This window comes from Allobosea sp. 05T438, assembly GCF_056396025.1.
On the sequence record NZ_JBFTKQ010000037.1, the window covers coordinates 1 to 22,881 of the forward strand.

Below are 22,881 nucleotides of genomic sequence, written 5' to 3' on the forward strand. Positions count from 1 at the left end.
TCGCCAACGACCGAAGGACAGGCCAGTTTCGTGTTGGACCAATCGGGCGAGCGAGCTTTCGCTCATCGCCACGCGCGACGCCCACTGCGCCATCGTACTTCGGTCGGATGGGCCGTCGACCAAGGCCGATGCGATCCGATTGAGGCGCGGCTCATCGGTCAGCGGCAGGTGTAGCTCCTCCACCGGCATGCGCGGCAGAACCGATAACAGCAGTGTCGTGAGAAGTTCGCCATCGGCCCTCGCAACCGCGGTATCGCCGGCCATCTCGATGATCAGTTCCCTGACCAAAGGAGACAGCGAGAGTGTGCAGCACCTAGCGGGCAGATCGGCCGCCCCAGGCTCGATGAAAAGGAAGAACAGACGCGCATTGGCCGTCGCAACATTGCTATGCCGCATGCCTCCCGGCACCCAGACCCCGCAATTCGGCGGCACCATCCACATTCCGTTCGGAACGCGGCATGTCACACCGCCCCGTAGGGCCATAACAAGTTGGCCCTTGCGATGACGATGCTCGGGGGCTTCGCGCTGGTTCTGCGAGACATCGATCCTTACGGCGCTGGCTCGTGCCACCGACCTGTCGAGGTTTTCGAGGTCCCAAGGTTTGACAAGGGATAGCGAGGCTTGATTGGATTTCGTCATCATGCGGTCGAATATCTAAATTCTGCGCGCGGCTTTGACGATAGGTTTTCGAACGGAAACGCAGTTCGGAGACCGCCAATGGCATTGGGCCGCAACAATCCATTCGCGCCGATCGGACGCGGAGCTCAATTGGCTGGGCATGCGTCCGGTTCTAGGGGCCTCCGAGCTGTCCTCAAAAGAGTGAGCCTGTTCCTTTTAAATGGCCCCCACGCGTCCGCGTTTCCGCCGCCCGACGTCGCACGCATCGACGCGTCGGATGTCTATCTGCAGGCCTGCCTTACGGCCCCGCACTTCTGCTACGTCTCGCCATCGCTGTACGGCCTTGCCGGCATCTTTCACGAGCCAAGTATAACGCGAAGGAACTTGCGGCGGGGAGATGAGGCGTGAGCGCGCGGCAGGCCATTACGATGGCCACCGTCGTGTTTTCGCTGAAGACATTTTTGGCGGCCATGCTGGCCTATTTTGTTGCCATCCGTTTCGATCTGCCGCGCCCGTTCTGGTCGGTAGCGACAGTCTACATCGTCGCACATCCGCTCTCGGGCGCGATCTCATCGAAGTCGATCTATCGACTGCTCGGAACTCTAGTCGGCGGTGGTGCGACGCTCATCATGGTTCCAAACCTAGTGAACGAGCCGATTCTGCTTTCCGCTGCGATCACTGCGTGGGTGTCAGCCTCCACCTTCGTCAGTCTCCTCGACCGCTCGCCTCGCAGCTACGTTCCGCTGCTGGCCGGCTACACCGTGCTCCTCACTGGGTTGCCGCTGGTCGCAGCGCCGGCGAATACGTTCGACACGGTCGTGTCCCGCGTCGAAGAGATCGGGCTCGCTATCATATGCGCTTCGATAGTCAGCCGTGTCGTCTGTCCTTCGCATGTAGGGATCGTGCTGGTCAGCCGCATCGATGGGTGGATGGCGAACGCTCGGACGCTGCTCGCCGGAACGGCGTCCGGAGGGATCGGCGAAACCCGCGGTAGAATGGAACGTCACGGCTTGGCCGCGGACGCAGTGGACTTGCGGTCCTTCGCGACGCATCTTCAATATGACGGCTCCAGATATCGACATGCCGTTTCGTTGGTGCGCTTCCTGCTGCACCGCATGGTATCGGTGCTTCCCCTCTTGGCGGAATTGGAAGACTTGCGGCGCGGGCTGGCCGAGCTCCAAACGCCGGGCTCGCAGCGGGCTTTGTCGTTGATTACAGAGGTCGGTTCTCGATGGAGGAATTCCACCGAGGGCTGCGAGGCCGAAATCGATGCACTTGCCCCTGTCGGCGCACGCCACTCCTGGGAAACGCTTCTTCGAGCAAATGCAGCCCGGAACCTCCGGAATATTGTCCTGATTTTGGGCAAGTGCGATAGCCTGCGGGAAGCCATGGAGAAGGAGAATTCGCCGAGAGCGGACCGCCATCTTAGCGCTCCCGAGAAGGAGCCCCGGCAGCACCGCGATGTCGGGATGGCATCGTTTTCTGCACTGGCGGTCGCGCTTTGCCTGATGTCGTCGACCTTTTTTTGGATCGTGAGCGGCTGGTCGGACGGAATGACTTTCGCGCAGATATCGGGCGTCCTCTGTTGTCTTCTCGCGACGATGGACGACCCCGTTCCTACCATGCGCAAGTTCGTCGCGGTGACGATCGGCGCAATGATCGCTGCGTTCGTCTACGGCTTCGCGATCCTTCCGATGGTCGATGGGTTTGTGCCGCTTGTCGCAGCTCTCGGGCTGTTCCTGATCCCGGCAGCCATCTGCCTCGCCGCGCCGGCTCTGGCGATCATCGGCATGGGGCTGTGCATCAACTTTCCACTCCTTCTCACCCTCCAGGCGAAACAGGGCAGCGACTTCGCCGCATTTGCAAACACCGGAATCGCGACCATTCTCGCGATGATCTGGACGATCCTGATCTGTGGCATCTTTCGATCCGTCAGGGCGGAAACGAACGCCAGGAGACTTTTTTTCACTGGGCAGAAACAAGCCGCGGCCATCGCGACTGGCCTCCATGCCGACGCGCTGAACAAGCACCATCGCGTTATTGATGTTGCCGGCCTCTTCGCTTCCAGAGCGGCAAAGCTTCCCCCAGATTCCGACATCGCCGAAGCCGACCTCATCCGGGATTCGCGATCAGGACTGCATATGTCCGCCATGCTGAAACTTGCGGCGGACGTCTCCGCGGCCACGCGCTTCAAGGTCGAGGCGCTCTTCGAGGTGCTGAAGGCACTGTACGGGCTAGCGCCGGGGAGACGCGGTGCAATTCAGGCAAGAGCCCTCGCGATCCTGGATGACCTCCTGCTTTCGACTTCGAACGAGCTCACTGCTGCAGCCGAGCGGGAACTGTTACTGCATGCGGCTGCTCTTCGCCTCTGCCTGGCCCCGGACGCCGAGCCGCCTGTTTTACGGCCAGGCGCGAGGAGAATGAGTGCATGATCGGGCAATTCGATCTCTATGGCATCTTCCTGCCTTCGCCTGCGGCGCTGGCCCTTTTCGCGTACGGCCTGTTCGGCGTTGTCGTATCGGTTCTCGGCAAGGCTGGGTTTTATCGTCTGGTATGGCACCGGCCGCTATTCAATCTCGCGGTTTACGTCACTCTGTTCGGCGGGGTTTCGGCCGTCGCCCGTTGGTTTCCAAAATGAAGAGTCTCGCTGCAATTTCTGGACGAGTGCTTTTGACGCTTTCGATGGCGGGCTGCGCGGCGGTTGTCAGCTGGCACCTGTGGTCCTTCTACATGGAAGCGCCATGGACGCGAGATGCGCATATCCGTGCCGACATCGTTAGGCTGGCTCCGGACGTCTCCGGCCCGGTTGCGGAGGTTCTCGTGTCGGATAACGAGCGAGTCGAGCAAGGGGCGCCGCTCTTTCGAATCGAGACGGATCGTTTCGAGCTCGCGCTTCGCATAGCCGGCGCGCAGGCGCAGAGCATGAAAGCTGCGGCGGAACTAGCGAAAGCTGAGTTCGAACGCTATCAATTGCTCGCCTCCAAGGAAGCGGCCAGTCAAAAGCAGCGGCAGCAGGCAGAGAGCCAGATGCATCAGGCCAATGCTGCCTATCAATCGGCGCTTGCCGCCCGGGATCTGGCAGAGCTGAACCTCGCGCGAACAACCGTGAAAGCGCCAGCTGCAGGGACAGTCACGAACTTTTCCCTACGCAAAGGGAACTACGTTTCAGCTGCAGGTGCGATTGGTGTCCTGGTGGAACGAGAATCCATCTATATCGCGGGATATTTCGAGGAAACAAAGCTTCCGCGGATCCACGTTAACGATCCGGTGAGGATCGATATTATGGGGGAGTTTGAACCKGTGATGGGGCATGTCGCCAGCGTCGCCGCTGGCATCGAGGATCGAGAGCGAAGCGATGTGGTGGGCTCGCTTGCAAGCGTGGCTCCGACTTTCTCATGGGTCCGGCTCGCTCAGAGGATTCCGGTACGGATCGAGATCGACCACATTCCAAGCGCTGTCCAGCTTATTGCGGGACGGACCGCGACAGTTTCAATCGAGGCGAAGAACGACCGTTAGTAAAGTCTCGCTGTTGGCTCGCTCCGCTTGCCGGAGGGCTTTGGGCGCGATGGTGGCCCCGACGATACTCCGAGGGGAAAATTGGCCCCTCTCGTCGCTTGGCGCCGTCTCATCTCGATCGGCGCAATTGGTCCCTCGGCAGATCATCCTTGTTGAGGAAACCGCCGGCGTTCGACCGGGTTCAGCGCCTAGGCAGCAGCTTCAGCTCGGGTAGATCGTTGGTGCGATCGCTAGACTGGCCACAACCGATTACCCCGGAAACGCCAACTCCGAGCGTTGCAGAAGGCTCGCGAGTTGGCTCTCCAATCCGGGGCGTGAAAGTCCGCTCCTAGGCAATTTCGCAATGTCCGGAAGTGGCGTGTCTAGAGCGTTTTCCGATCAGGTTGCATCATACCCTGCGGCGATGAAGTAGTTTTGGCATTCGGCGAGATCGAAGAGATCGATGATGTGGCCGATGGCGTTCCACAGGCCATTGACGGTTCGCTCTGCCGCCTTGCGCAACAGGGCTTTGAGCTTCGAGAAGGCCATCTCGATGGGGTTGAAGTCGGGGCTGTAGGGCGGCAGATAGCGCAACTCGGCGCCGATCGCCTCGATCATCTCGCGCACCCTCGGCCCCTTGTGGCTGGAGAGGTTGTCCATCACGACGATGTCGCCGGGGCGCAGTTCTGGCACGAGCACCTTGGCAACATAGGTCTCAAAAGCATCGCGGTTGATCGGGCCGTCCAGAACCCAGGGTGCGATGAAGCCGCGCAATGTGAACGCGCCGACGAAGGTCGTGGTCTTCCAGTGTCCATGAGGAACGGCCATCCGAAGCCGCTCACCACGCGGGCATCGGCCCTGGTGGCGCGCCATGTTTGTTGAGGCCCACGTCTCATCAAGGAAGACGAGGCGTTCGGGATCGAGATCGGGCTGGCTTTCAAACCACTCCTGCCGGCGCTTCAGGATATCGGAGCGGTCCTGTTCGCTCGCATGCGCCGACTTTTTTTGAGCGTGATCTTGTGTCGGTCCAGGAACCGCCAGAGCCCGCCGATGCTGGCGCTCACGCCCTTCGCTTCGAGGGCGGTCCTGATCTCGGCAAGCGTGATGTCACGGTTGGCCGCGACGATGTCCAGGATCGCCGCACCATGCCGCTCAAGCCCATGCGAGCGCCTGTCGCCGCCGAGCGGGCCGGGGCGCGCATCGCCCTGCTCACGCTCCAGCTTGCGCCAGCGGCTGACGCTAGCCGCGCTCACGCCAAACCGCTCGCCAGCCTGGCGATGCGTCAAACCCTGCGCGAGCGCCGCCAGAACTCGAACCCGAAGATCGACAGACAGAGCCTTCGACATGCCCGCCGGCCTCCGACCCGGCAGGTAGTCTGAATCAGCTTCAAGCTGATTTGGGAATCCCAAAACGATTCAATCAGATCGAAACCCGCTCTAAGTCAAAAGCCGAGACGACGCCCGAGCGGCGCCAGCACGACGATCAGATAGGATTGGGCCGCCGCATTGGCCATGAAGGCGAGGAACAAAGCGACCTGCGCCGGGCCGTGTTGGGGTGGTGGCGTGATGTCCTCGAAACGGGGTAGCCAAGGCAACGGCTGCATTCCGCTGCCCGGCATCGGACAACGGGGAGCGAGATCAATCGGTGCCGTCTCGCTCGGCGAAGCGGCGGAGCGCTCCCGGGTTGGTAATGGCGATGGAGCGGTAGGTGTTGGTCAGCCATCCGGCCTCGCAGAAGCGCTTGATGGCAGCATTGACCTGCTTACGCGAGGCGTTGGCCATGACGCCGACCTCGCTCTGGGTCAGCGGGATCGGTGCCTCTCCGATCCAGGTAGTGCGCTGAAGCACCGAGGCGATCCGCCGATCTGCCTCGGGTTTTTGCAGATCGTGGATCACGCGAAGCAGGAACTCGACAGTCATCATCAGCATAAGCGCGACATGGTGCACAACCGCCGGATCGCGCGCGGCCATCTGATCCATCGCATCGAGGGGAAGATGCAGCATCGTCGTTTCCACGACGGCCCTGAGTTCAGCCTTCCGCGGCTTTCGCGTGAGAAAGCAGCCTTCGCCGGTCCAATGGCCTGGAACCCCCAGAAGGATCAGGCGCGGCGTCGCGCCGGCCGGGGCAAGGCTGACGCTGACTGTGCCCGCCACAAGCCCGTAAACCCCGCCTGGGGGATCGTCGAGGCGAAACACAGTCTCGCCCGGAGCGAAGTGCAGCAAGACCGAGCGCCGCAGCACCTCGGTCCGGAACGCCTCAGGCACCAATGTCAGCCAGCCTCGTTCGCTGATGACCCGCTCGGCGCGAGACTTGCTGATTGGCCTCATAAAAAAGCTCCGACTTTGTCCGATTTCGGACAAATATACTCTCCGTGGCGCTTATACGAGCAGCCGCAGCACCGCCGCCGCCTTGTTCTCGGTCTCACTCGAGACGGACGGGGTTCGACAACTTGAGCCGTCCGAGCTTCCGCTGGGAGAAAGAGCATCATGGCAAGCTCCTTTGACATCAACAGACGCACCCTCCTCGCATCGGCCGCGAGCTTCGGTGCGGGCTCCTTGCTTGGCTCGACCGCGAGCCCTTCGGCGGCCGGAGCGACCGAAGCAGAGACGCTGCGCGCGATCGCAAAGGAGGCGACGATCTGGGGCTTCCCGCTCGTCGACAATTACCGCATCCAGTATTCGTATTTTGCGGACCGTGGCGGCCCCGAGTTCAAGGCGCCTTGGAACACGATCGCCAACACGGCGCGCGTCTACGCGCCCGAAGACAAGGCCATCCAGACGCCGAACTCGGACACGCCCTATTCCTATATCGGCGCCGACCTGCGCAGCGAGCCGCTGGTGATCTCCGTGCCCGCCGTGGACGCCGGGCGCTACTACTCACTTCAGTTCATCGACCAGTACACCTTCAACTTCGCCTATGTCGGCAGCCGCGCCACCGGCAACGAAGCAGGCAGCTTCCTGCTGGCCGGACCGAGCTGGAACGGGCGCAAGCCCCCGGGCGTGAAGAGCGTGATCCGCTGCGAAACCGATTTCGCCTTCGTGCTCTACCGGACCCAGCTCTTCGAGCCGGCCGACATCGAGAAGGTCAAGACGATCCAGGCGGGCTACAAGGTGCAGCCGCTCTCGCAGTTCCTCGGCAAGCCGGCGTCGGCAGCCGCGCGCGCCATCGACTTTCTCCGGCCGCTCTCGCCCGAGCAGCAGCGCAATTCGGCAGAGTTCTTCCAGATCCTGAACTTCATCCTGCAATTCTGCCCGACACATGCTTCCGAGCGGAGTTTACGTCAGCGCTTCGCCCGCATCGGCGTTGGACCAGGCAAAGCTCTGGATGTCGCCAAGCTCACGCCCGAGCGGCGCAAGGCGCTCGAGGACGGCATGGCCGATGCCTGGAAAGCCTTCGCCGCCTTCAAGGCCGGCGAACTCGACAGCGGCAAACGCACCGCGGCAGAGGGCTTTGGAACGCGGAGCTTCCTGAAGAACGACTACATGATCCGCATGGCCTCGGCCGCGCTGGGAATCTACGGCAATTCGAAGGAGGAAGCCCTCTACCCCTTCTACTACACCGATTCCGCCGGCACGCCGCTGAACGGCAAAGATGGACGCTATACGCTGCGGTTCGATCCGAAGAGCTCGTTCCCGGTTAACGCCTTCTGGTCGCTCACCGTCTACGAGTTGCCGCGGAGCCTACTCTCGGTGAACGCGATCAACCGCTACCTCATTAACTCGCCGATGCTGCCGTCGCTGAAGCGCGATCCGGACGGGCTGGTGACGCTCTATCTCCAGCACGAAAGCCCGGGACCGGACCGCGAGGCGAACTGGCTACCCGTTCCTGCCGGACCGTTCTGGACGACGCTGCGCCTCTACTGGCCCAAGCCCGAGGCGCTGGATAGTCGATGGAAGCAGCCGCCGCTCGTTCGTGCCGCCTGACAGAAAGCAAGCGACCATGAGAAAGACATTCGCATTGGTGGCCACGGCCGCCATCTTCGCAAGCTGGTCCGCCCAGGCGCAGGCTCCCCAGTCCAAGCCGGTCCCCGTCACGGTCGAGAGTTTCGCGCGTGCCGAGTCGGACCTCTATTTCGCGGGAATCGTCAGGAATGGCGGCTTCGGCAAGTTCGACCACACGCGGGAGCCCGCACCGCTCGACAAGCAGACCGTCATTCGCCTCAACCGCGATACTCTGTACTCTTCCGCGGTGTTCGATCTCGATGCCGGGCCGGTCACGATCACGATCCCCGATGCAGGCCAGCGCTTCATCTCGATGCAGGTGTTCGACGAGGATCAGTACACCCATCGGGTCGCCTACAAGCCGGGCCCCTATACCCTGACGCGCGAGAGCGTCGGCACGCGCTACGTCGCCGTGGCGTTCCGAACGCTGGCCAATCCGTCCGACAGGGACGACATGAAGCATGCCCACTCTGTACAGGACGCAATCAAGGTCGAGCAGCCGGGCGGCCCGGGCAAGTTCAAGATCCCGGCCTGGGATCAGGCCAGCCAGAAGACAGTTCGCGACCTGCTGATCGCGCTCAGTGATACCCTGCCCGACAAGAACCGGATGTTCGGCACGCGCGCGGAGGTCGACCCGGTTCGCTTCCTGCTCGGCGCGGCCTCGGGCTGGGGTGGCAACCCCGACAAGGAGGCCGTCTACCTCAATGTCGTCCCCGAGAAGAACGACGGCAGGACGGTCTACGGCCTGAAGGTGCCGGCGAGCGTGCCGGTCGACGCCTTCTGGTCGGTCAGCCTCTACAACAAGGACGGCTTCTTCGAGAAGAACGAACTCGGCGCCTACCTACCTGTCGACTGGCGCCCACTGCGCGTCGAACTTGATATCAACAGGCCGTGCCAGACTGCCCTGTTCGAAGATCTCTTCCAATGCCCGGTTATTTTCAACGCGCCGGCGGTGACCATTGTCGTGGAACGCCATCATTTATCTGCTGCACCGCGCTGCGCCTCATGGCCTGTGGTCACTATGGAGGACGTGGCGCGAGACCGGCCCGGCGGCGCTCCACGCGGTCTGCTCGACGTCGTCATGGAGCAGATTCGGGCCCAGGTGCTCACCGGCAGCGTGTCTATTGATCGTGTTGCACGACCGTTGGGCACCAGTGTCGGAACGTTGCAGCGTGAGCTGGATCGGGTTGGTACCGATTTTCGCAGCTTGACGAACGCCGCAAGGCTTCAAAGAACGACCGAATTGCTCCGGCACACGGACGGCTCGATCACCCGTGTTTCGGCGGAAATGGGATATTCCTCTCCCGCCAATTTCGCGCGCGCCTTTCAAAAGGCGACCGGGCGCACGCCCCGGGAATTCCGCTCGAATATATAGATGTAAAGGCGTGCGTTAGGGCGGCAGCGCCCTTGATCAGTTGCGGCGGGTAAAGGCCGGGGACTTATTTGATCCGGGGCTGTTCCAGCTCCTGTCCCCGTGTGAGGAATGAGTTCGAGCAGCGTTCCGATTTCAGGTTCGCGTCCGCCAGTTGCCGACATTGGGAGATTGCCCAGAAACCGACATTCCCAGCTAGAGGACGGGGGCAGGTCGCGACCCTTGTCGGACGGCGGGAGCGTCCGGTTTCAACGATCGGCTTCCTTAGCACGGCTGCGCGTTACCATCCGGATCACACTGCGGTCAGGCCTCCACCAGCTTGTTTCGAATCGCGTAGCGGATCAGGGCCGCGGTCGTATCGACATTGAGCTTGCGCATCGCTGATGCCCGATGGGTTTCGACCGTCTTGAGGCTGACGCTGAGCACTTCAGCGATTTTCTTGTTCGTTTGGCCCTCGGCGATGAGCTGCACGACAGATTTCTCGCGAGCGGTCAGGAGGGAGACAGATGATTTCCCCGATGACAAAAAGGTGGCGAGGAGAGCTTCGGAGACCTTGCCCGTGAAGAAAGGTTTGTGAGCGGCCAGGCTCTCAACCGCCGCGATCAGAAATTTCTTGGCGTCCGACTTCAGCAGGAACCCTTTGGCCCCGGCTTCCAGCACCTCGCGCACAAGAGTGGCCGTGTCGTGCATCGTGAAGATCAGCACCTCCGCGCCGGGCACCCGGGTGCGGATCTGACGCGTGACCTCGATGCCATTGAGCACCGGCAAGCTGTAGTCGAGCACGACGACATCAGGGTGCGTGGTCAGCGCTTGGTCAATCGCAGCCTTACCGTCCTCAGCCTCCCCAACCACTTCCCAACCGGCCTGGCCTTCCAGGATGGCTCGCACGCCAGAGCGAACGACGTCGTGGTCATCTGCGATCAGGATCCGCATCAGCAGTAGATCCTCTCATTGCAGTGCACGGGAAAAGTCTCTTATGGGCCAGCGCGAGCGTGCGCCGGTCATACCGCCGACACAAGCGCCGTCGCTGTCGTAAAACCCTGAAACTTGATGCGTGAGACCCTGAAAAGCAGGGCGCTCGGAGCGTCACGCGGCCGATCGGTTTTGGGTTGAGGCGCGTGGAGACATCGGGACAAACGCGATCAGCGCCGTCCCATGAGCGCCCGTTTTGATCTTCAGTTCGCCGCCGAACTGCTGCAACCGCGCCCGCATGCCTGAAATGCCAACGCCCATTCGAGGGCGCGCCCCGAAACCGTCTGCCACCTTCATGCCTTGTCCATTGTCGCGCACCCGGATGACCAGCCTGCCGGACGCCAACTTGATACCGACTATGACCTGCGTGGCCCCAGCATGCCGGTGCACGTTGGAGAGCGCCTCCTGAACGACACGCAAAATGGACCGTTGGATTTCAGGGGAGATCGCGTTCACCATTGGTGAGATTCCGACTGAAGCGCTCAGCCCGGTCCTCTCGGCAAACCCTTCGATGAAGTCCTTTAGCGTGAGCTTGAGGCCATCGCTTGCCAGGTTGGGGGGATGAAGAAGGTACGTGAAAACCCGAAGCTCGAGGAGGGCGCGTTCGAGAAGATTCTCGACCTGGGCGAAGACCTTTCGAGCTGAAGGGCTTTGCTGGATCTCGGTCTCCAAGTGCATCAAGCCGATATTTGCGGCCACGATATGCTGCGCCGTCGAGTCGTGGAGTTCACGCGCGATACGCTGGCGTTCGTCCTCCTGCACCGCGAGCAGTTGATCCGAGAGTTGCGTAACGCGACCCTCCGCTACACTGATGAGATTGGAGAGGAACTTCAGCGGCTGCTCGACCTTTCGGGTCGTGAAGAGTGCGGCGGCACCGCCCGCGATCAACAGGAGTGTCACCGGCAGCGCCATCTGCCAGAGCACCGCGGTCAACGGAGCGTTGACGACGGAACGCGGCACCGCGACGGCCGTTGTCCAATTGGTTGCTCCGGACCGGCGATATGCGACAACGACCGGTATACCCCTTTCATCGACACCCTCCGTCCGTCCGACCGTTGTGGTTGTCGGACCGGCATTGGCGAGGCGCGGGATCAAATCCGCCAATGCGGGCAGTTCCGCTAGCGCTTGTCCCCCTCGCTCCGCGGCGATGATGTGAAGGTTGCGATCGTAAAGCGCTTTCGTCCACGAGGGGTCACCCGTTTGATCGTGCAGGATCGCGTTCAGCCTCACATCGGAGAGGATGGTTGTGAGCCAGTGGCTCATCTTGCCATCAGGTCCGTCGATCCTGAGACTGAGCGCAACGACGACGGCTTGCTTGACCACACCAAATCGACGCCCGGAAACGGACCAACCCCGTTCGCGAATCCGTGCAATCGCTTCCTGGGAGGTCGGGAAGGCCCTGTGGGCTGGAAGTGATGGGTCGCCATAGGGCAGCAACGTATTGATGAGTTGTCGTTCGAGATCGTTGAGGATCAGCCAGGACCCGTCCGGGACCGGCGTCACCTTGAGCTGCTCGTAAAAGGCCTTCGTGTCGCCGGAGCGAAGTGCAGGCGATGTCGACAATCCCTTGAGCAGGTATTGAACGGCAGCAACCTCTTGATCGAAGGCGAGGGACAGTGCGGAGGCAGCACTCTCGGCGTTGTAGAGGATCGCCTGTCGCTCGCCGAGCGCACGCGAGAAAAGAATGGTGACGAGAATAGCGCAAGCCGCCACGACCACGATGGCGAAGGTTACGGCGACACTCCGCCGGAGGTGCCGGGTCAACCCCTTGGGCGCGACCTCAATCTCGTGCGCGACGAGGTCGTCCATCGCGGCCACCTTTGGTTGAACATGAAGAGAAGACCGTTCTGGAGCAGATTAGATACAGTAAAAGCCTACATTAAACCCTGAGCCGTTACGCTGTCGAGATACGCCATTCCGTTGCGCTCACTGATGCCGACAAGGTGATCGGGGCTCGGGGCCTGTACCGGGCGCAGTGCGGCGGCTGGAGAGCCGCCTGATTGGATGCAGCTTGTCGTGGTAGTTCCCCGGCGTATTGCCGTCGGTCCCCTACCGTTGCGTCAAATCAGGGTCGCGCTCCCGTTGTTTCCGGGCAAACCCCGATAGCCGTCACACCGCAGCTAGCCGAACATCCAGGCCGGAATGCCGGAGGCCGCCCTGATGGCGCAGGTCCAATTGCAGACAACGCCAGCGCTTGCTGAAAGAGTCAGGGGACCTGCTTGCCCGGCGCCTATGATCTTTATTCCGGGCAGCACGTTCCGCATGGGGTCTGACGCTCACTATCCCGAAGAGGCGCCGGTCCACCGCGTCACCGTCGACGGTTTCTGGATGGACCGCACACCGGTGACAAACCGCCAGTTCAAGGAGTTCGTCCGCGCGACAGGTCACGTTACCTTCGCCGAGATCCCGCCCGATCCTAAGGACTACCCCGGCGCCCTGCCGCACATGCTCCATGCGGGCTCGCTCGTCTTCACGCCGCCCGACCATCCCGCCGACCTGCGCTTCTGGGGCGAGTGGTGGGCTTACTTGACTGGAGCCGACTGGCGGCATCCATACGGCCCGAAGAGCAGCATCCACGGACTCGACAACCATCCCGTAGTCCACGTCGCCTTTTCAGATGCGCTCGCATATGCGCGTTGGGCTGGCAAGGACCTGCCGACCGAGGCCGAATGGGAATTCGCGGCCCGCGGCGGCCTCGACGGTGCGGAGTTTGCCTGGGGCGCCGAGTTCACGCCCGGCGGCAGGCACATGGCGAACACCTGGCAGGGCGACTTCCCGCGGCAGAACCTCGCGCAGGACGGGTTCACGCGCAGCTCGCCAGTCACCGCCTTCCCGCCAAACGGCTACGGCCTCCACGACATGATCGGCAACGTCTGGGAATGGACGAGCGATTTTTATGCGCCAAGGCACGCCGCCGATGCGCCGAAAGCCTGCTGCATCCCGGAAAACCCGCGCGGCGGGCGCGAGGACCAGAGCTACGATCCGTGTCATCCGGAACTCAGGATCCCGCGCAGGGTCCTGAAGGGCGGCTCGCATCTGTGCGCGCCCAACTACTGCCGCCGCTACCGCCCGGCGGCCCGCCACCCCCAACTCGTCGACACCTCGGCAAGCCATATCGGCTTCCGATGCGTCAGGCGCGGAGTCTCGAAAACCTGAAAGAGGAGGATCTGCCATGCAGCATGACATTCTCGCCGGAACAACGAGCATTCCCCCAGTTGAAAGCCGATCGAGGCTCAGCCGCATCATCGACAGCGCCTGCGAAACGACGCGAACGGCTCTGTGTGGCGCCACTGCGCTGATCTGTGCCGCAGCGTTGACACCGGCCGTCGCGCAGGCGCCCGCTCCCGCCCAGGCGCCGTCCAAACCGAACATCCTGTTCATCATGGGTGACGACATCGGCATCATGCAGACGAGCATCTACCACCGTGGCCTGATGGTCGGGGAAACGCCCAATATCGATCGGATTGGCCAGGAAGGCGCGCTCTTCACGCATTACTATGCCGAGCAGAGCTGCACGGCCGGCCGCAATGCCTTCTTCACCGGCATGCACCCGCTGCGCACCGGCATGATCCCGCCCCAACTGCCGGGCAGCCCCTCCTACCTGCGGCCAGGCACGCCGGCGCTAGCCAAGTTCCTGCTCGACCTCGGCTACAATACCGGCGAGTTCGGCAAGAACCATCTCGGAGACCACACCGATGCGCTGCCGACCGCGCACGGGTTCCAGGAATTCTGGGGCTATCTGTATCACCTCGATGCGATGCAGGGCGTAAGTTTCCCCGACATCAACAAGAGCCCGACCCAGCAGAGTGTAGCTCCGCCATGCATCAACACGACGATCCCGGGTCTTCCCCCGGTTCCCGGCGCGGTGGATCCGCGAACCTCGGTTTGCCTGACGCCGCCACGTCCCGTGATGTTCTGCACATCCTCCGACGGCACGTCCGCCAATCAGACCTGCCGGGACGAAGGTCCGCTGACCTTGGAGCGCTCGAAGACCGTGGACGAGGAAATCTCCGCCAAGGTGGTCGACTTCCTGGAGCGCAACGACCCGCGTCGGACTAACAAGCCGTTCTTCGCCTGGTACAACCCGGCGCGCATGCACATCACCACCGTGCTGTCGCCGAAATACGAGGCCATGATCGGCGAGCCCGGAGGCAAGGACTGGGGTCTCAACGAAGCCGGCATGAAGCAACTGGATGACAATGTCGGCGTCGTGCTGAAGAAGCTTGAGGATATGGGCCAGCTCAACAATACGATCGTCGTCTTCACCACCGACAATGGCGCCGAGACGATCACCTTCCCGGACGGCGGCACCACGCCCTTCAAGGGCGGTAAGCTGAGCACCTGGGAAGGCGGCATGCGCGTACCGCTTCTCGTTCGCTGGCCGGCTGGCGGCATCCGTCCGGGTACGGTCAAGAACGACATTTTCGCGTCGCTCGACTGGCTGCCGACGCTCGTCAACCTCGCGGGCGGAGACAAGGGCGACGCGCTGAACCAGCGCATCATGGCCGGCAACTATCCGGGCATCGTCAAGACCAAGCTCGATGGCTTCGACCAGACCGAATATCTTCTCGGGCGGTCGGACAAATCGGCGCGCGACACGTTCTTCTACTATTCCGGCAAGGACCCGTCGGCGGTGCGCTACAAGAACTGGAAGATCTACTTCGCGATGGTGTCCGACTCGCCGGCCGGCTTCATCTCGGGCGTGCAGCCCTTCCACTGGGCCCAGGTCGTCAATATAAAGCGTGATCCCTTCGAGACCTCGATCGGTTCGCAATACAAGACGCTCATGGGCATGGGCGGCACGATCGGCTCACCTTCCACCGCCTATGTCTACGATTGGAACATGTTGCCGATCGGCCAAGCGCTGTGGATGAAGGAATTGTTGTCCTACAAGGACTTCCCGCCGATGCAGGACCCGGCGAGCTACAACCTCGATCAGGTCATGGATCAGATCAAGAACGCAAAAGGCCGGTCCGATTGACCGCTCACATTGCGACCACGCGGCCGTCCCGAATGGGGTGGCCGCTTCTCCCGACCTTCGTGCGCATGACTGTCTGACATCAGCACTCTCCAGGCAGTTTGGAAAATTTCGGGAAGGGCGGATGCCTGGGCTATCGCGGCCGAGCGCCGATGAGACACTAATCCGGTCGGAAACCCCCTCGCTGGCACCCAGGCGGTCGATGATGGCTCTGCAATCATACCCAGCAGACCTGGTTTCAAAAGGGAGGCGCGACAATGACCGTCATTCGATTGATATGCCTGGCGCTCCTCGCTGGCATCGCTCTGTCAGCCTGCCAGACACCGCAGTCCAGACAGGCCGAGCTCGCCCGGATCTGTGCTGATCCCGTCAATCGGCAGCCCAAAAGCTCTTACTGGGGAGAGTGCCAGTCGCTCTATCCTTCGACGAGCCGGCAGCGGCAAAAGGACTACCTACTCGGGGCCCCTACGGGTGATTGAGTTCGATGCCGAGCCGGACCGCAGCAGCAGACCGAGACGGCCCCGCGCAGGACGATCGCCGAGCTATGCAAGTGAATGCCTGCTCGCGCTGCGCCCGAGCCTGGCAGGAAAGAAGACCGGGAGGCTGCAAGGCAAGCGTTCAGGTCGAGTTGGCGCGCACAGACCTAATCATGGGAGGACGTCGTGACGAAATATGCCGTAGCCGGATTTGCGATCTCGTTCGGGCTGGCCCTGGCAGGCTGCCAGTCCACACAACAGGTGGTGCAGCAGAAGGAAGACCTGCTATCGGCGGCCGGCTTCACGCCACAGCCCGCGAACACGCCGCAGCGCATCGCGGCGATGAAAAAGCTCCCGCCCAACAAGTTCGTACAGCAAACCAAGAACTCACAGATCGTCTACGTCTACGCCGATCCGATCGTCTGCCAATGCGTCTATTTCGGCAACCAAGCAGCCTACGCCCAGTATCGTAGCATGGTGTTCCAGCAGAGGCTGGCCGACGAGCGGCAGATGACCGCCGCGATGATGCAGAACAGCTTCGACTTCGGCCCCTGGGACGCGCCTTTCATGTATTGAGGCGGATTTCTCACACGTTGACGGGAGACGAACATGAAGCTCACCAACTCCCCGGTCCATCTCAGCCGACGCCTGCTGCTTGGCACGCTGGCTGCTCTGCCAACTCTTATCCCGCCCCTATGCCTTCTATCATCGTCGGCGTACGCACAGGCTGAGCAGCTTCCGTCCTGGAACGACGGTCCGACCAAGGCAGCGATCACCGATTTCGTCACGCGCGTCGCGACCCAGGGTGGGCCAGACTTCGTCGCGCCCACCGAACGCATCGCGGTGTTCGACAACGATGGAACCCTGTGGGTCGAGCAGCCGATGTATGTTCAGCTTGCGTTCGTGCTTGAACGCGTCAAGGCGCTCGCCCCGCAGAACCCTGGCTGGAAGACCAAACAGCCTTTCAAGGCGGTCCTCGACGGCGACTTGAGGGCGCTGGCGGCATCGGGTGAACTGGGCTTGATGCAGCTTGTTGGCGCCACGCACGCCGGCATGACCTCGGAAGAGTTTGCGAAAATCACCACGGATTGGCTGGCCACGGCGCGCCATCCGCGCTTCAAGCGCCCCTATACCGAGTTGGTCTACCAGCCAATGCTGGAGTTGCTCGCCTATCTCAGGGCCAATGGCTTCAAGACCTACATCGCCTCTGGCGGCGGTGTCGAGTTCATGCGTCCCTGGACCGACAAGGTCTATGGAATCCCACCCGAGCAGGTCATCGGCTCCTCAATCAAGACGCAGTTCGAGATGCGCGATAGCAGGCCCGTCATTTTCCGTCTGCCGCAGATCAATTTCATCGACGATAAGGTGGGCAAGCCCATCGGCATCAATCAGCAGATTGGCCGCCGGCCGATTGCTGCGTTCGGGAATTCAGATGGTGATCTCGAAATGCTGCAATGGACGACCATGTCCGGCGGGGTGCGCTTCGGCCTGATCGTTCACCACACCGACGCGGAACGCGAATACGCCTACGACGGCGATTCCCACTTTGGAAAACTCGACAAGGCGCTCGACGCCGCGGCTGTGAACAAATGGGCCGTGGTCGACATGAAGAAGGATTGGAAAAAGGTCTTTGCCTTCCAGGAATGAAGGTGGCGTTTCACACACTTCGCCCGTTCTTAAGCCGTCCTCGGCTTAGCCGGACCGGAGTCGGGATAATGCGACACCTTCCGCAATCGTCGGACGCGTCATCGGCGTGCTCGCGATCGACCTCACATCGTCGAAGCAAAAGCGGGCGCCCCTTAAGAGAGGTCGAAACCCACAGACATAGATGAGGCGGGAGATCCACCGGAAGGTGACGGACCATGGAAACGATTTGTCGTTCGCCATACCGGCAGTTGAGCAGTGATCGCCGATGGAGGCGACGCTCATTGCAGATTGGTCATACCATGCATTTGCAGGGCTTCGACCACGCCGTCAAAAATCAGCCCGCCCCCGATCGCGGAAACGAAGAACCCGACAATGCGCGTGATAGCATCGATCCCCATCGGGCCGATTCTTTGCGTGAGCTTCTCGGCATAGAGCAAGCAGAGATAAGTGGTGAACACCGTCGCGACGATTGCCGCTGATATGGCGAGGAACGAGACGATCTCCTTGGATGAATCCTTGATCGTCGCGGTCATCCCGATGATCGTGGCGATGCCGCCGGGACCGAACATGATCGGCATTGCCAGCGGCACGAAAGCGATGTTCGCCTCGTCGGTGTCGGCGTCCGAGAGGCCCAGATCGTCGCCCGATTTCCTGGGCATGAACAGCTCGAAGCCAATCTTCATCAGGATAATGCCGCCGACGACCCGCACCATGCTGAGTGGGACACCGAAAATCCGAAGCAGAAGCGTTCCGAAAATGAAGAAGAAGAAGCAGAGAAATAGAGCATAGACCGAGGCTTTCAAGGCGACCTTGCTGTGCGTGACGCTATCCTTGCCGGATAACAGCTTGAGGAAGACCGGCAGGACCTCAAACGGGTTGATGATGGCAAGCAAGGTCGTGAAGGTGCCCACGAAGAGCGAAAGCTCGCTTCTCATCCGCATTTTCCCCTACGCGCAGACTGTATTTGTCACGAGGCGTCTCCGGTCGGCGCCATTGCCGCGCGCAGCAAGTTCGACAGCATCCGCCCGCTCTTCGAAACCGCAATCTGGCCCTGCTTCAGAACCGCAGGCTGAGCCCGACAACCGGGCCATGCATCAACATATCGAAAGCGTAACGCCGACGTCCCTCTCCCTGCGCATAGTCGGCATAGAGCACCCGGTAACCAAGGACGCCCGAATAGGTGACCCCGTTCTTCTCGGCGAAATCGAAGCTGTAGCCTGCAATGCCCTGCCACGAGAATTTGCTGCCGCCACCACCAAGGTCGCCGCGCAGGAAGATTTCATGGCCGGGCGCGACGGCGACCCGCATGCGCGCGCCGGCAAAGCCGTCGACCCAGTCCACCGCGCCGGAGCGGGCGATCGCGACGTTACGCCCGAAGCTGAGATCGCCGACATCGACGGTCGCGCCCGCATCGAAGGAAAGCTCAGCGCGTTGATACCAGTAGCGCGCGCCCGCCAGCACGTCGAAGCTGACCGATCCGAAGCGCGCCAGCTCGTAGGCCGCCCCCGCTTCGAGGATCGCCATCGAGACCTTGGCATCGCCGGACGCGCCGATCGCCCCCGTGATATCCGGCGTCACGCCGCGTGTCCGGACGCCGCCGCGATCCACGCTGACCTTGAGCGCGGCGAAATTGCCGAGGAGGGAAAGCCGGCCGTTGCGGGCCTCCATATCGGCCATCAGGGCAAATAACGTTCCGCCATCTCCGAGCGTGGCATCGACGATATCGATGAAGCTCGCATCGACCTTCGCAGTGCGCCCCTTCACGGTCTGATCTCCGTTGAGCGAAATCAGCCAGCCATAGGGCGTGAACCGATAGGTCCATGCCGAGGTCATCACGGGTGGCACGGGTGCAGCCGGGGGCGGCAGGTCGGCGGCCTGCGCCACGGCGCTGCCGAGCCCGAGGATGATCGACAAGATGAGGCCGCAGGCCTTCGCGTGGCTGAGTGTCATCGCAATCCCCTTTTTTGCGATTCATGCTGCGAATTCCACGCTCAGCTTCCGCCGAACACTGCGTCCGCTCAATGCGAAACTTTCTTCCCACCACAAAGCAGCGATGGCTGTGACATTTTTACTTATCCGGACTACCCGAACTCGGCCCCCTCGCCTGGCCGACATGGAAATGAATTTCCTGCTGTTCATGATCAGCAGCAAAAACGATCCGTCGAAGTCGTGTCCCGGTTTGTGCAAAAGCCTCCGAACATCGCGTCCGGGTTTTTTCTCCGGACGGGATCGCAGCCTAACGCCCGATTCTTGTCCTCAGGTATAGCGGAAACTCGCCGCGACCCTCGCCGCACGTATCCTGAAAGCAACACACACTTAGATTTGCGTGAGTGAGCGGTGCTTAATCTGGTGCGCCAAAGAGAACTCTGTTCTTCTGCATTCTGGCAGTCTGGACTTCAGACGGAACGCATCATGACTGGACGACGCACACGCTGCGGACGGTTGGGACTGAAACTCGCGCTCGCCCTTTCAATAGGCTTGCCAAGCTCCTTTGCCATTGCACAGGAGGAACGCGAGAAAAGCAGCGCCGAACTGGCCAAGGCGGCGCAGAACCCCGTTGCCGACATGATCAGCCTGCCTTTTCAGAACAACTTCAATTTCAACGTCGGTCCACACAAACAGCTCCAGAATGTCCTCAATATCCAGCCCGTGATCCCGATCACGCTCAACAAGGACTGGAATCTGATCACGCGCTGGATAACGCCTGTGATCGCTCAACCCGCCCTGACACTGAATGGCGACCGCGAGTTCGGCCTGGGCGACATCAACCCCAGCTTCTTCTTCTCGCCGAAGCAACCGACGCACGGCATCATCTGGGGGGTCGGCCCGACCTTTGTATTCCCGACAGGCACCGACAAGACCCTGACCAGCGGCAAGTATTCGGCGGGGCCAGCCTTCGTCGCCTTGGCCATCGAAGGGCCGTGGGTCGTCGGAATATTGGCCAATAATGTCTGGTCTTTCGCAGGCAAGAGCAATCGTAGTGCCGTCAACCTTATGACGCTGCAGCCCTTCGTGAACTATAATTTCCACGGTGGCTGGTATCTGACCTCGTCTCCTATCATCACCGCCGACTGGGAGGCCGGCCATGGCGACCGCTGGACGGTGCCGATCGGAGGAGGCTTTGGGCGCGTCTTCCACATCGGCCATCAGCCGGTCAACGCCCAGCTTGCGGCGTACTACAATGTCGCCAAGCCCAGCGGAGCCGCCAACTGGCAGCTACGAGCCCAGCTCCAGTTCCTGTTTCCGAAATAAAACCGCGAAAGCGCGATCGCCTCTGGGCGCCCGGCCACATTCGGCGAGTGACCCMGCGGGTGCCATGTTGCTGAGGGTTGTCGTCTTTTCGCTTGATTGGCCCACACTACCCAAGTCGGAGGAGTATCAGCAGCTCACGTCAGCAGTCATCGGCAATGGAAGGAGGCGCCCGAATATGCTTTGCACCGGTCGCCTTTTTGCCGTTGAACGGGCGTCGCTGCGAACAATTTCGTTCGGAAAGGTCTCAGCCTAAAGGAATGCCGGCCGCCTGATGCACACGAGCGGGTTCCTCTAACATCTGATATAAGAAAATTTCGGCTGTATGACACACCGTCGAACTGAACCGCCCAAAAGCGGCCGCTCCAAATGTCTGCAAGGGGCCAAGTGTGCTGCAACGGCGTCGCTGGCGCGATATGCAATTCGAACTGCGATCGCCGCGCCGCCGGCGAGCTCATTCTGTAGAGCTCAAAGTAAGCTCCCTTGCATCGGCGGTGGGCCCGACCGATCTTCATGCGCTTGTCTAGATGCGCGACCACCTAGGCCATCGGCGTTCTGACTTGTTATGGGGGTTCCCTGGCTATATATTCCCTTCCAAGGGAGTAATTATCATGCCCAACGAGTTTTCTGCTCGCGAAGTGGCCGAACTGGCCAATGTTCCGATCCGCGCCGTGGACAAGGCCATTGAGGAAAAAGTGCTTGCCGGTATCCGTGCTGGTGCCCGCGGCCGGCGTCGAATGCTGCCGCTTCATGCCGTACCATATGCAGCGATCGTCGCGCGGTTGCCATTGACGCTCTCACTCGAGACCAAGCGCTATCTCGCGCGCGCACTGGGTAATCGTTCGTCGGCGCAAATGACAACGGAGCCGCTGGAGATCGCCCCTGCCGTCACCGTCGATGTGTCTGCATTGGTCGGCTCTGACCTAGCCGAGCGCGCCGAGCGCTACGGTAAGGCGCGGGAGGATTTCGTCGAAATCAACCCCGACATCATGGGCGGAACGCCCGTTCTGCGTGGGACACGGATCACCGTTTACTCGGTGCTCGGACGTCTTGAGGGCGGAGACAGTGTTGACGACGTACTCGAAGATAACCCGGATCTGACGCGGGAAGCGGTAGAAACCGCCGCGCTCTATGCCCGCACGCATCCTATCGTCGGCAGACCAGGTGGCCGTCCGTGGGCGAAAGCCGCGTGAGGCTATTCATCGACGAGTGCTTGTCGCCGCAGCTAGCTCGCCGGCTCAATGAAGACGGTGCACATAATGCAATCCATCCGCGCGACATGGGCCGACTGGGCGAGCCGGACCATGTCGTGCTCGCGCGTTGCCTGGACGAAGATAGAGCGATTGTAACGGAGAATGCGGTCGACTTTCGCAAGCTGGTCGCGCGCCAGGATCTACATCCCGGATTGGTTATCCTACCAAGCGTCAACCGCGATCAGTCGTTCCGCTTCTTGGTTGAAGGAATTGCCCATCTAGCTTCGCTAGGCGAGGCATCGGACGTGATCGTCAATCACGTTCTGGAAATCGGAAAGGATGGAAGCTTAACGCTTTCTCCGCTGCCCTGACGAGCTTCCCGCGCGCGATAATCTGCGACCTCGGGTTTGAGGCCCGGGGCAGGGTTGCACTTGTCACGGCAAAGGAAGGGAACATGACTTTCGGCATTTGGGGCGCCCAGGGAGTTGCATGATGCCAGACACCCAGATTGAAGGCGGCCAGCAGCTGCCACCGAAACCCGGCCTGGGACAGATGTCCGTGAACTGCTCAACGTGGTCCATTTTCGACGAGGGCGACGCTTTCGGTCGCCAGTGGATAATTCGCCAACTCGCCCCTACCTGGCCTGCATAATCGCCTTGGTTTCGGGGCTGGAGCTTGAGCATCCGGCTCAGAAAGCGTGCTCCCGCTCATACTCTTCCATGGCGTTGATGAGCTCCACCAATTCCTTCTCTTCCGGGCTGTCTTCGATCGCGCCCGTGAGATCCTGGACCGTAAGCGGTGTCCCGATCTCACCTTCTTCGACGGGGTCTGAGCGGTCAGTGTGACGATCCAGATTTGGAGGGTCGTTTTGTGTCTAGGCTTGACCATAGACTTGAGCCGGAGGGCGAAGTCCGGCGCTTTGAGGTGATCAACGGTGCGA

Annotated in this window: 20 protein-coding genes; 12 read left to right on the top strand and 8 right to left on the bottom strand. The window is 61.4% G+C overall.

The features are described from left to right. A partial coding sequence (locus tag AC1DIN_RS29230) for an AraC family ligand binding domain-containing protein (RefSeq protein WP_476812273.1) occupies window positions 1-642 on the bottom strand: 642 nt, incomplete at its 3' end. Between the two features lie 380 nt (window positions 643-1,022). Here AC1DIN_RS29230 and AC1DIN_RS29235 point away from each other — a divergent pair. From AC1DIN_RS29235 to AC1DIN_RS29245, 3 genes are read left to right on the top strand one after another with little or no spacing between them, the layout of a single operon-like run. After that, a complete protein-coding gene (locus tag AC1DIN_RS29235; RefSeq protein WP_476812274.1) occupies window positions 1,023-3,050 on the top strand; it encodes an FUSC family protein in 2,028 nt (675 codons plus the stop codon). Continuing rightward, entirely contained in the window at window positions 3,047-3,256 is a 210-nt protein-coding gene (locus AC1DIN_RS29240) for a DUF1656 domain-containing protein (protein WP_476812275.1), read from the top strand. Before AC1DIN_RS29235 ends, AC1DIN_RS29240 begins: the two co-directional genes overlap by 4 nt. Beyond that, window positions 3,253-4,134, top strand: coding sequence for an efflux RND transporter periplasmic adaptor subunit (locus AC1DIN_RS29245; protein WP_476812276.1), 882 nt, complete (start codon window positions 3,253-3,255; stop codon window positions 4,132-4,134). The genes AC1DIN_RS29240 and AC1DIN_RS29245 overlap by 4 nt, the downstream gene beginning before the upstream one ends. A 378-nt stretch (window positions 4,135-4,512) precedes the next feature. On the opposite strand, the gene AC1DIN_RS29250 is transcribed toward AC1DIN_RS29245, so the two are convergent. From AC1DIN_RS29250 to AC1DIN_RS29260, 3 genes are all read right to left on the bottom strand, one after another. Then, window positions 4,513-5,459 (bottom strand): IS630 family transposase gene (locus tag AC1DIN_RS29250; RefSeq protein WP_476812277.1). Its coding sequence is split into 2 segments (ribosomal slippage): window positions 4,513-5,123 and window positions 5,123-5,459, totalling 948 coding nucleotides; the frame shifts between segments, so codons are not numbered across the junction. Window positions 5,460-5,554: 95 nt separating this feature from the next. Continuing rightward, window positions 5,555-5,707 (bottom strand): hypothetical protein, encoded by a 153-nt coding sequence (locus AC1DIN_RS29255; protein WP_476812278.1) that lies wholly within the window; start codon window positions 5,705-5,707, stop codon window positions 5,555-5,557. Window positions 5,708-5,750: 43 nt separating this feature from the next. Next, the gene (locus AC1DIN_RS29260) at window positions 5,751-6,473 is read right to left on the bottom strand and encodes a Crp/Fnr family transcriptional regulator (protein ID WP_476812279.1); all 723 of its coding nucleotides are present in this window, start codon (window positions 6,471-6,473) and stop codon (window positions 5,751-5,753) included. 126 nt (window positions 6,474-6,599) lie between these two features. On the opposite strand from AC1DIN_RS29260, the gene AC1DIN_RS29265 reads away from it, so the two are divergent. Both AC1DIN_RS29265 and AC1DIN_RS29270 read left to right on the top strand, forming a co-directional pair. After that, entirely contained in the window at window positions 6,600-8,036 is a 1,437-nt protein-coding gene (locus AC1DIN_RS29265; RefSeq protein WP_476812280.1) for a DUF1254 domain-containing protein, read from the top strand. A 16-nt stretch (window positions 8,037-8,052) separates the two neighbouring features. Continuing rightward, on the top strand, window positions 8,053-9,429 hold the full coding sequence (locus AC1DIN_RS29270) for a helix-turn-helix domain-containing protein (RefSeq protein WP_476812281.1): 1,377 nt from the start codon (window positions 8,053-8,055) through the stop codon (window positions 9,427-9,429). A gap of 300 nt (window positions 9,430-9,729) precedes the next feature. Here AC1DIN_RS29270 and AC1DIN_RS29275 read toward each other — a convergent pair whose 3' ends face one another. Continuing rightward, a complete protein-coding gene (locus tag AC1DIN_RS29275; protein WP_476812291.1) occupies window positions 9,730-10,362 on the bottom strand; it encodes a response regulator in 633 nt (210 codons plus the stop codon). Between the two features lie 150 nt (window positions 10,363-10,512). Continuing rightward, window positions 10,513-12,207, bottom strand: coding sequence for a histidine kinase (locus tag AC1DIN_RS29280; protein ID WP_476812282.1), 1,695 nt, complete (start codon window positions 12,205-12,207; stop codon window positions 10,513-10,515). Between the two features lie 423 nt (window positions 12,208-12,630). Between AC1DIN_RS29280 and AC1DIN_RS29285 the strand changes: the two genes are divergently transcribed. From AC1DIN_RS29285 to AC1DIN_RS29300, 4 genes are all read left to right on the top strand, one after another. After that, window positions 12,631-13,554, top strand: coding sequence for a formylglycine-generating enzyme family protein (locus AC1DIN_RS29285; RefSeq protein WP_476812292.1), 924 nt, complete (start codon window positions 12,631-12,633; stop codon window positions 13,552-13,554). A gap of 16 nt (window positions 13,555-13,570) precedes the next feature. Continuing rightward, window positions 13,571-15,379: an arylsulfatase gene (locus AC1DIN_RS29290; RefSeq protein WP_476812283.1), complete on the top strand. Its 1,809-nt coding sequence runs from the start codon at window positions 13,571-13,573 to the stop codon at window positions 15,377-15,379. 659 nt (window positions 15,380-16,038) lie between these two features. After that, window positions 16,039-16,428, top strand: a complete 390-nt coding sequence (locus AC1DIN_RS29295) for a hypothetical protein (protein WP_476812284.1) — start codon at window positions 16,039-16,041, stop codon at window positions 16,426-16,428. A 33-nt stretch (window positions 16,429-16,461) separates the two neighbouring features. Next, window positions 16,462-17,499 (top strand): HAD family hydrolase, encoded by a 1,038-nt coding sequence (locus AC1DIN_RS29300; protein WP_476812285.1) that lies wholly within the window; start codon window positions 16,462-16,464, stop codon window positions 17,497-17,499. Between the two features lie 278 nt (window positions 17,500-17,777). Here the strand turns inward: AC1DIN_RS29300 and AC1DIN_RS29305 are convergent, their stop codons facing one another. Together AC1DIN_RS29305 and AC1DIN_RS29310 are read right to left on the bottom strand one after the other, a co-directional pair. Continuing rightward, the gene (locus tag AC1DIN_RS29305) at window positions 17,778-18,410 is read right to left on the bottom strand and encodes a MarC family protein (protein WP_476812286.1); all 633 of its coding nucleotides are present in this window, start codon (window positions 18,408-18,410) and stop codon (window positions 17,778-17,780) included. A gap of 145 nt (window positions 18,411-18,555) precedes the next feature. Beyond that, entirely contained in the window at window positions 18,556-19,449 is an 894-nt protein-coding gene (locus AC1DIN_RS29310) for a hypothetical protein (RefSeq protein ID WP_476812287.1), read from the bottom strand. 462 nt (window positions 19,450-19,911) lie between these two features. Here AC1DIN_RS29310 and AC1DIN_RS29315 point away from each other — a divergent pair, with 462 nt between their 5' ends. The 3 genes from AC1DIN_RS29315 to AC1DIN_RS29325 all read left to right on the top strand — a co-directional run bounded on the left by AC1DIN_RS29315 (window position 19,912) and on the right by AC1DIN_RS29325 (window position 22,312). After that, on the top strand, window positions 19,912-20,751 hold the full coding sequence (locus tag AC1DIN_RS29315) for a hypothetical protein (RefSeq protein ID WP_476812288.1): 840 nt from the start codon (window positions 19,912-19,914) through the stop codon (window positions 20,749-20,751). A 608-nt stretch (window positions 20,752-21,359) separates the two neighbouring features. Next, window positions 21,360-21,941 carry a DUF433 domain-containing protein gene (locus tag AC1DIN_RS29320; protein WP_476812289.1) on the top strand — a complete coding sequence of 194 codons (582 nt, stop codon included), beginning with the start codon at window positions 21,360-21,362 and terminating at the stop codon, window positions 21,939-21,941. Then, the gene (locus AC1DIN_RS29325; protein ID WP_476812290.1) at window positions 21,923-22,312 is read left to right on the top strand and encodes a DUF5615 family PIN-like protein; all 390 of its coding nucleotides are present in this window, start codon (window positions 21,923-21,925) and stop codon (window positions 22,310-22,312) included. The genes AC1DIN_RS29320 and AC1DIN_RS29325 overlap by 19 nt, the downstream gene beginning before the upstream one ends. Window positions 22,313-22,881 lie beyond the last annotated feature (569 nt).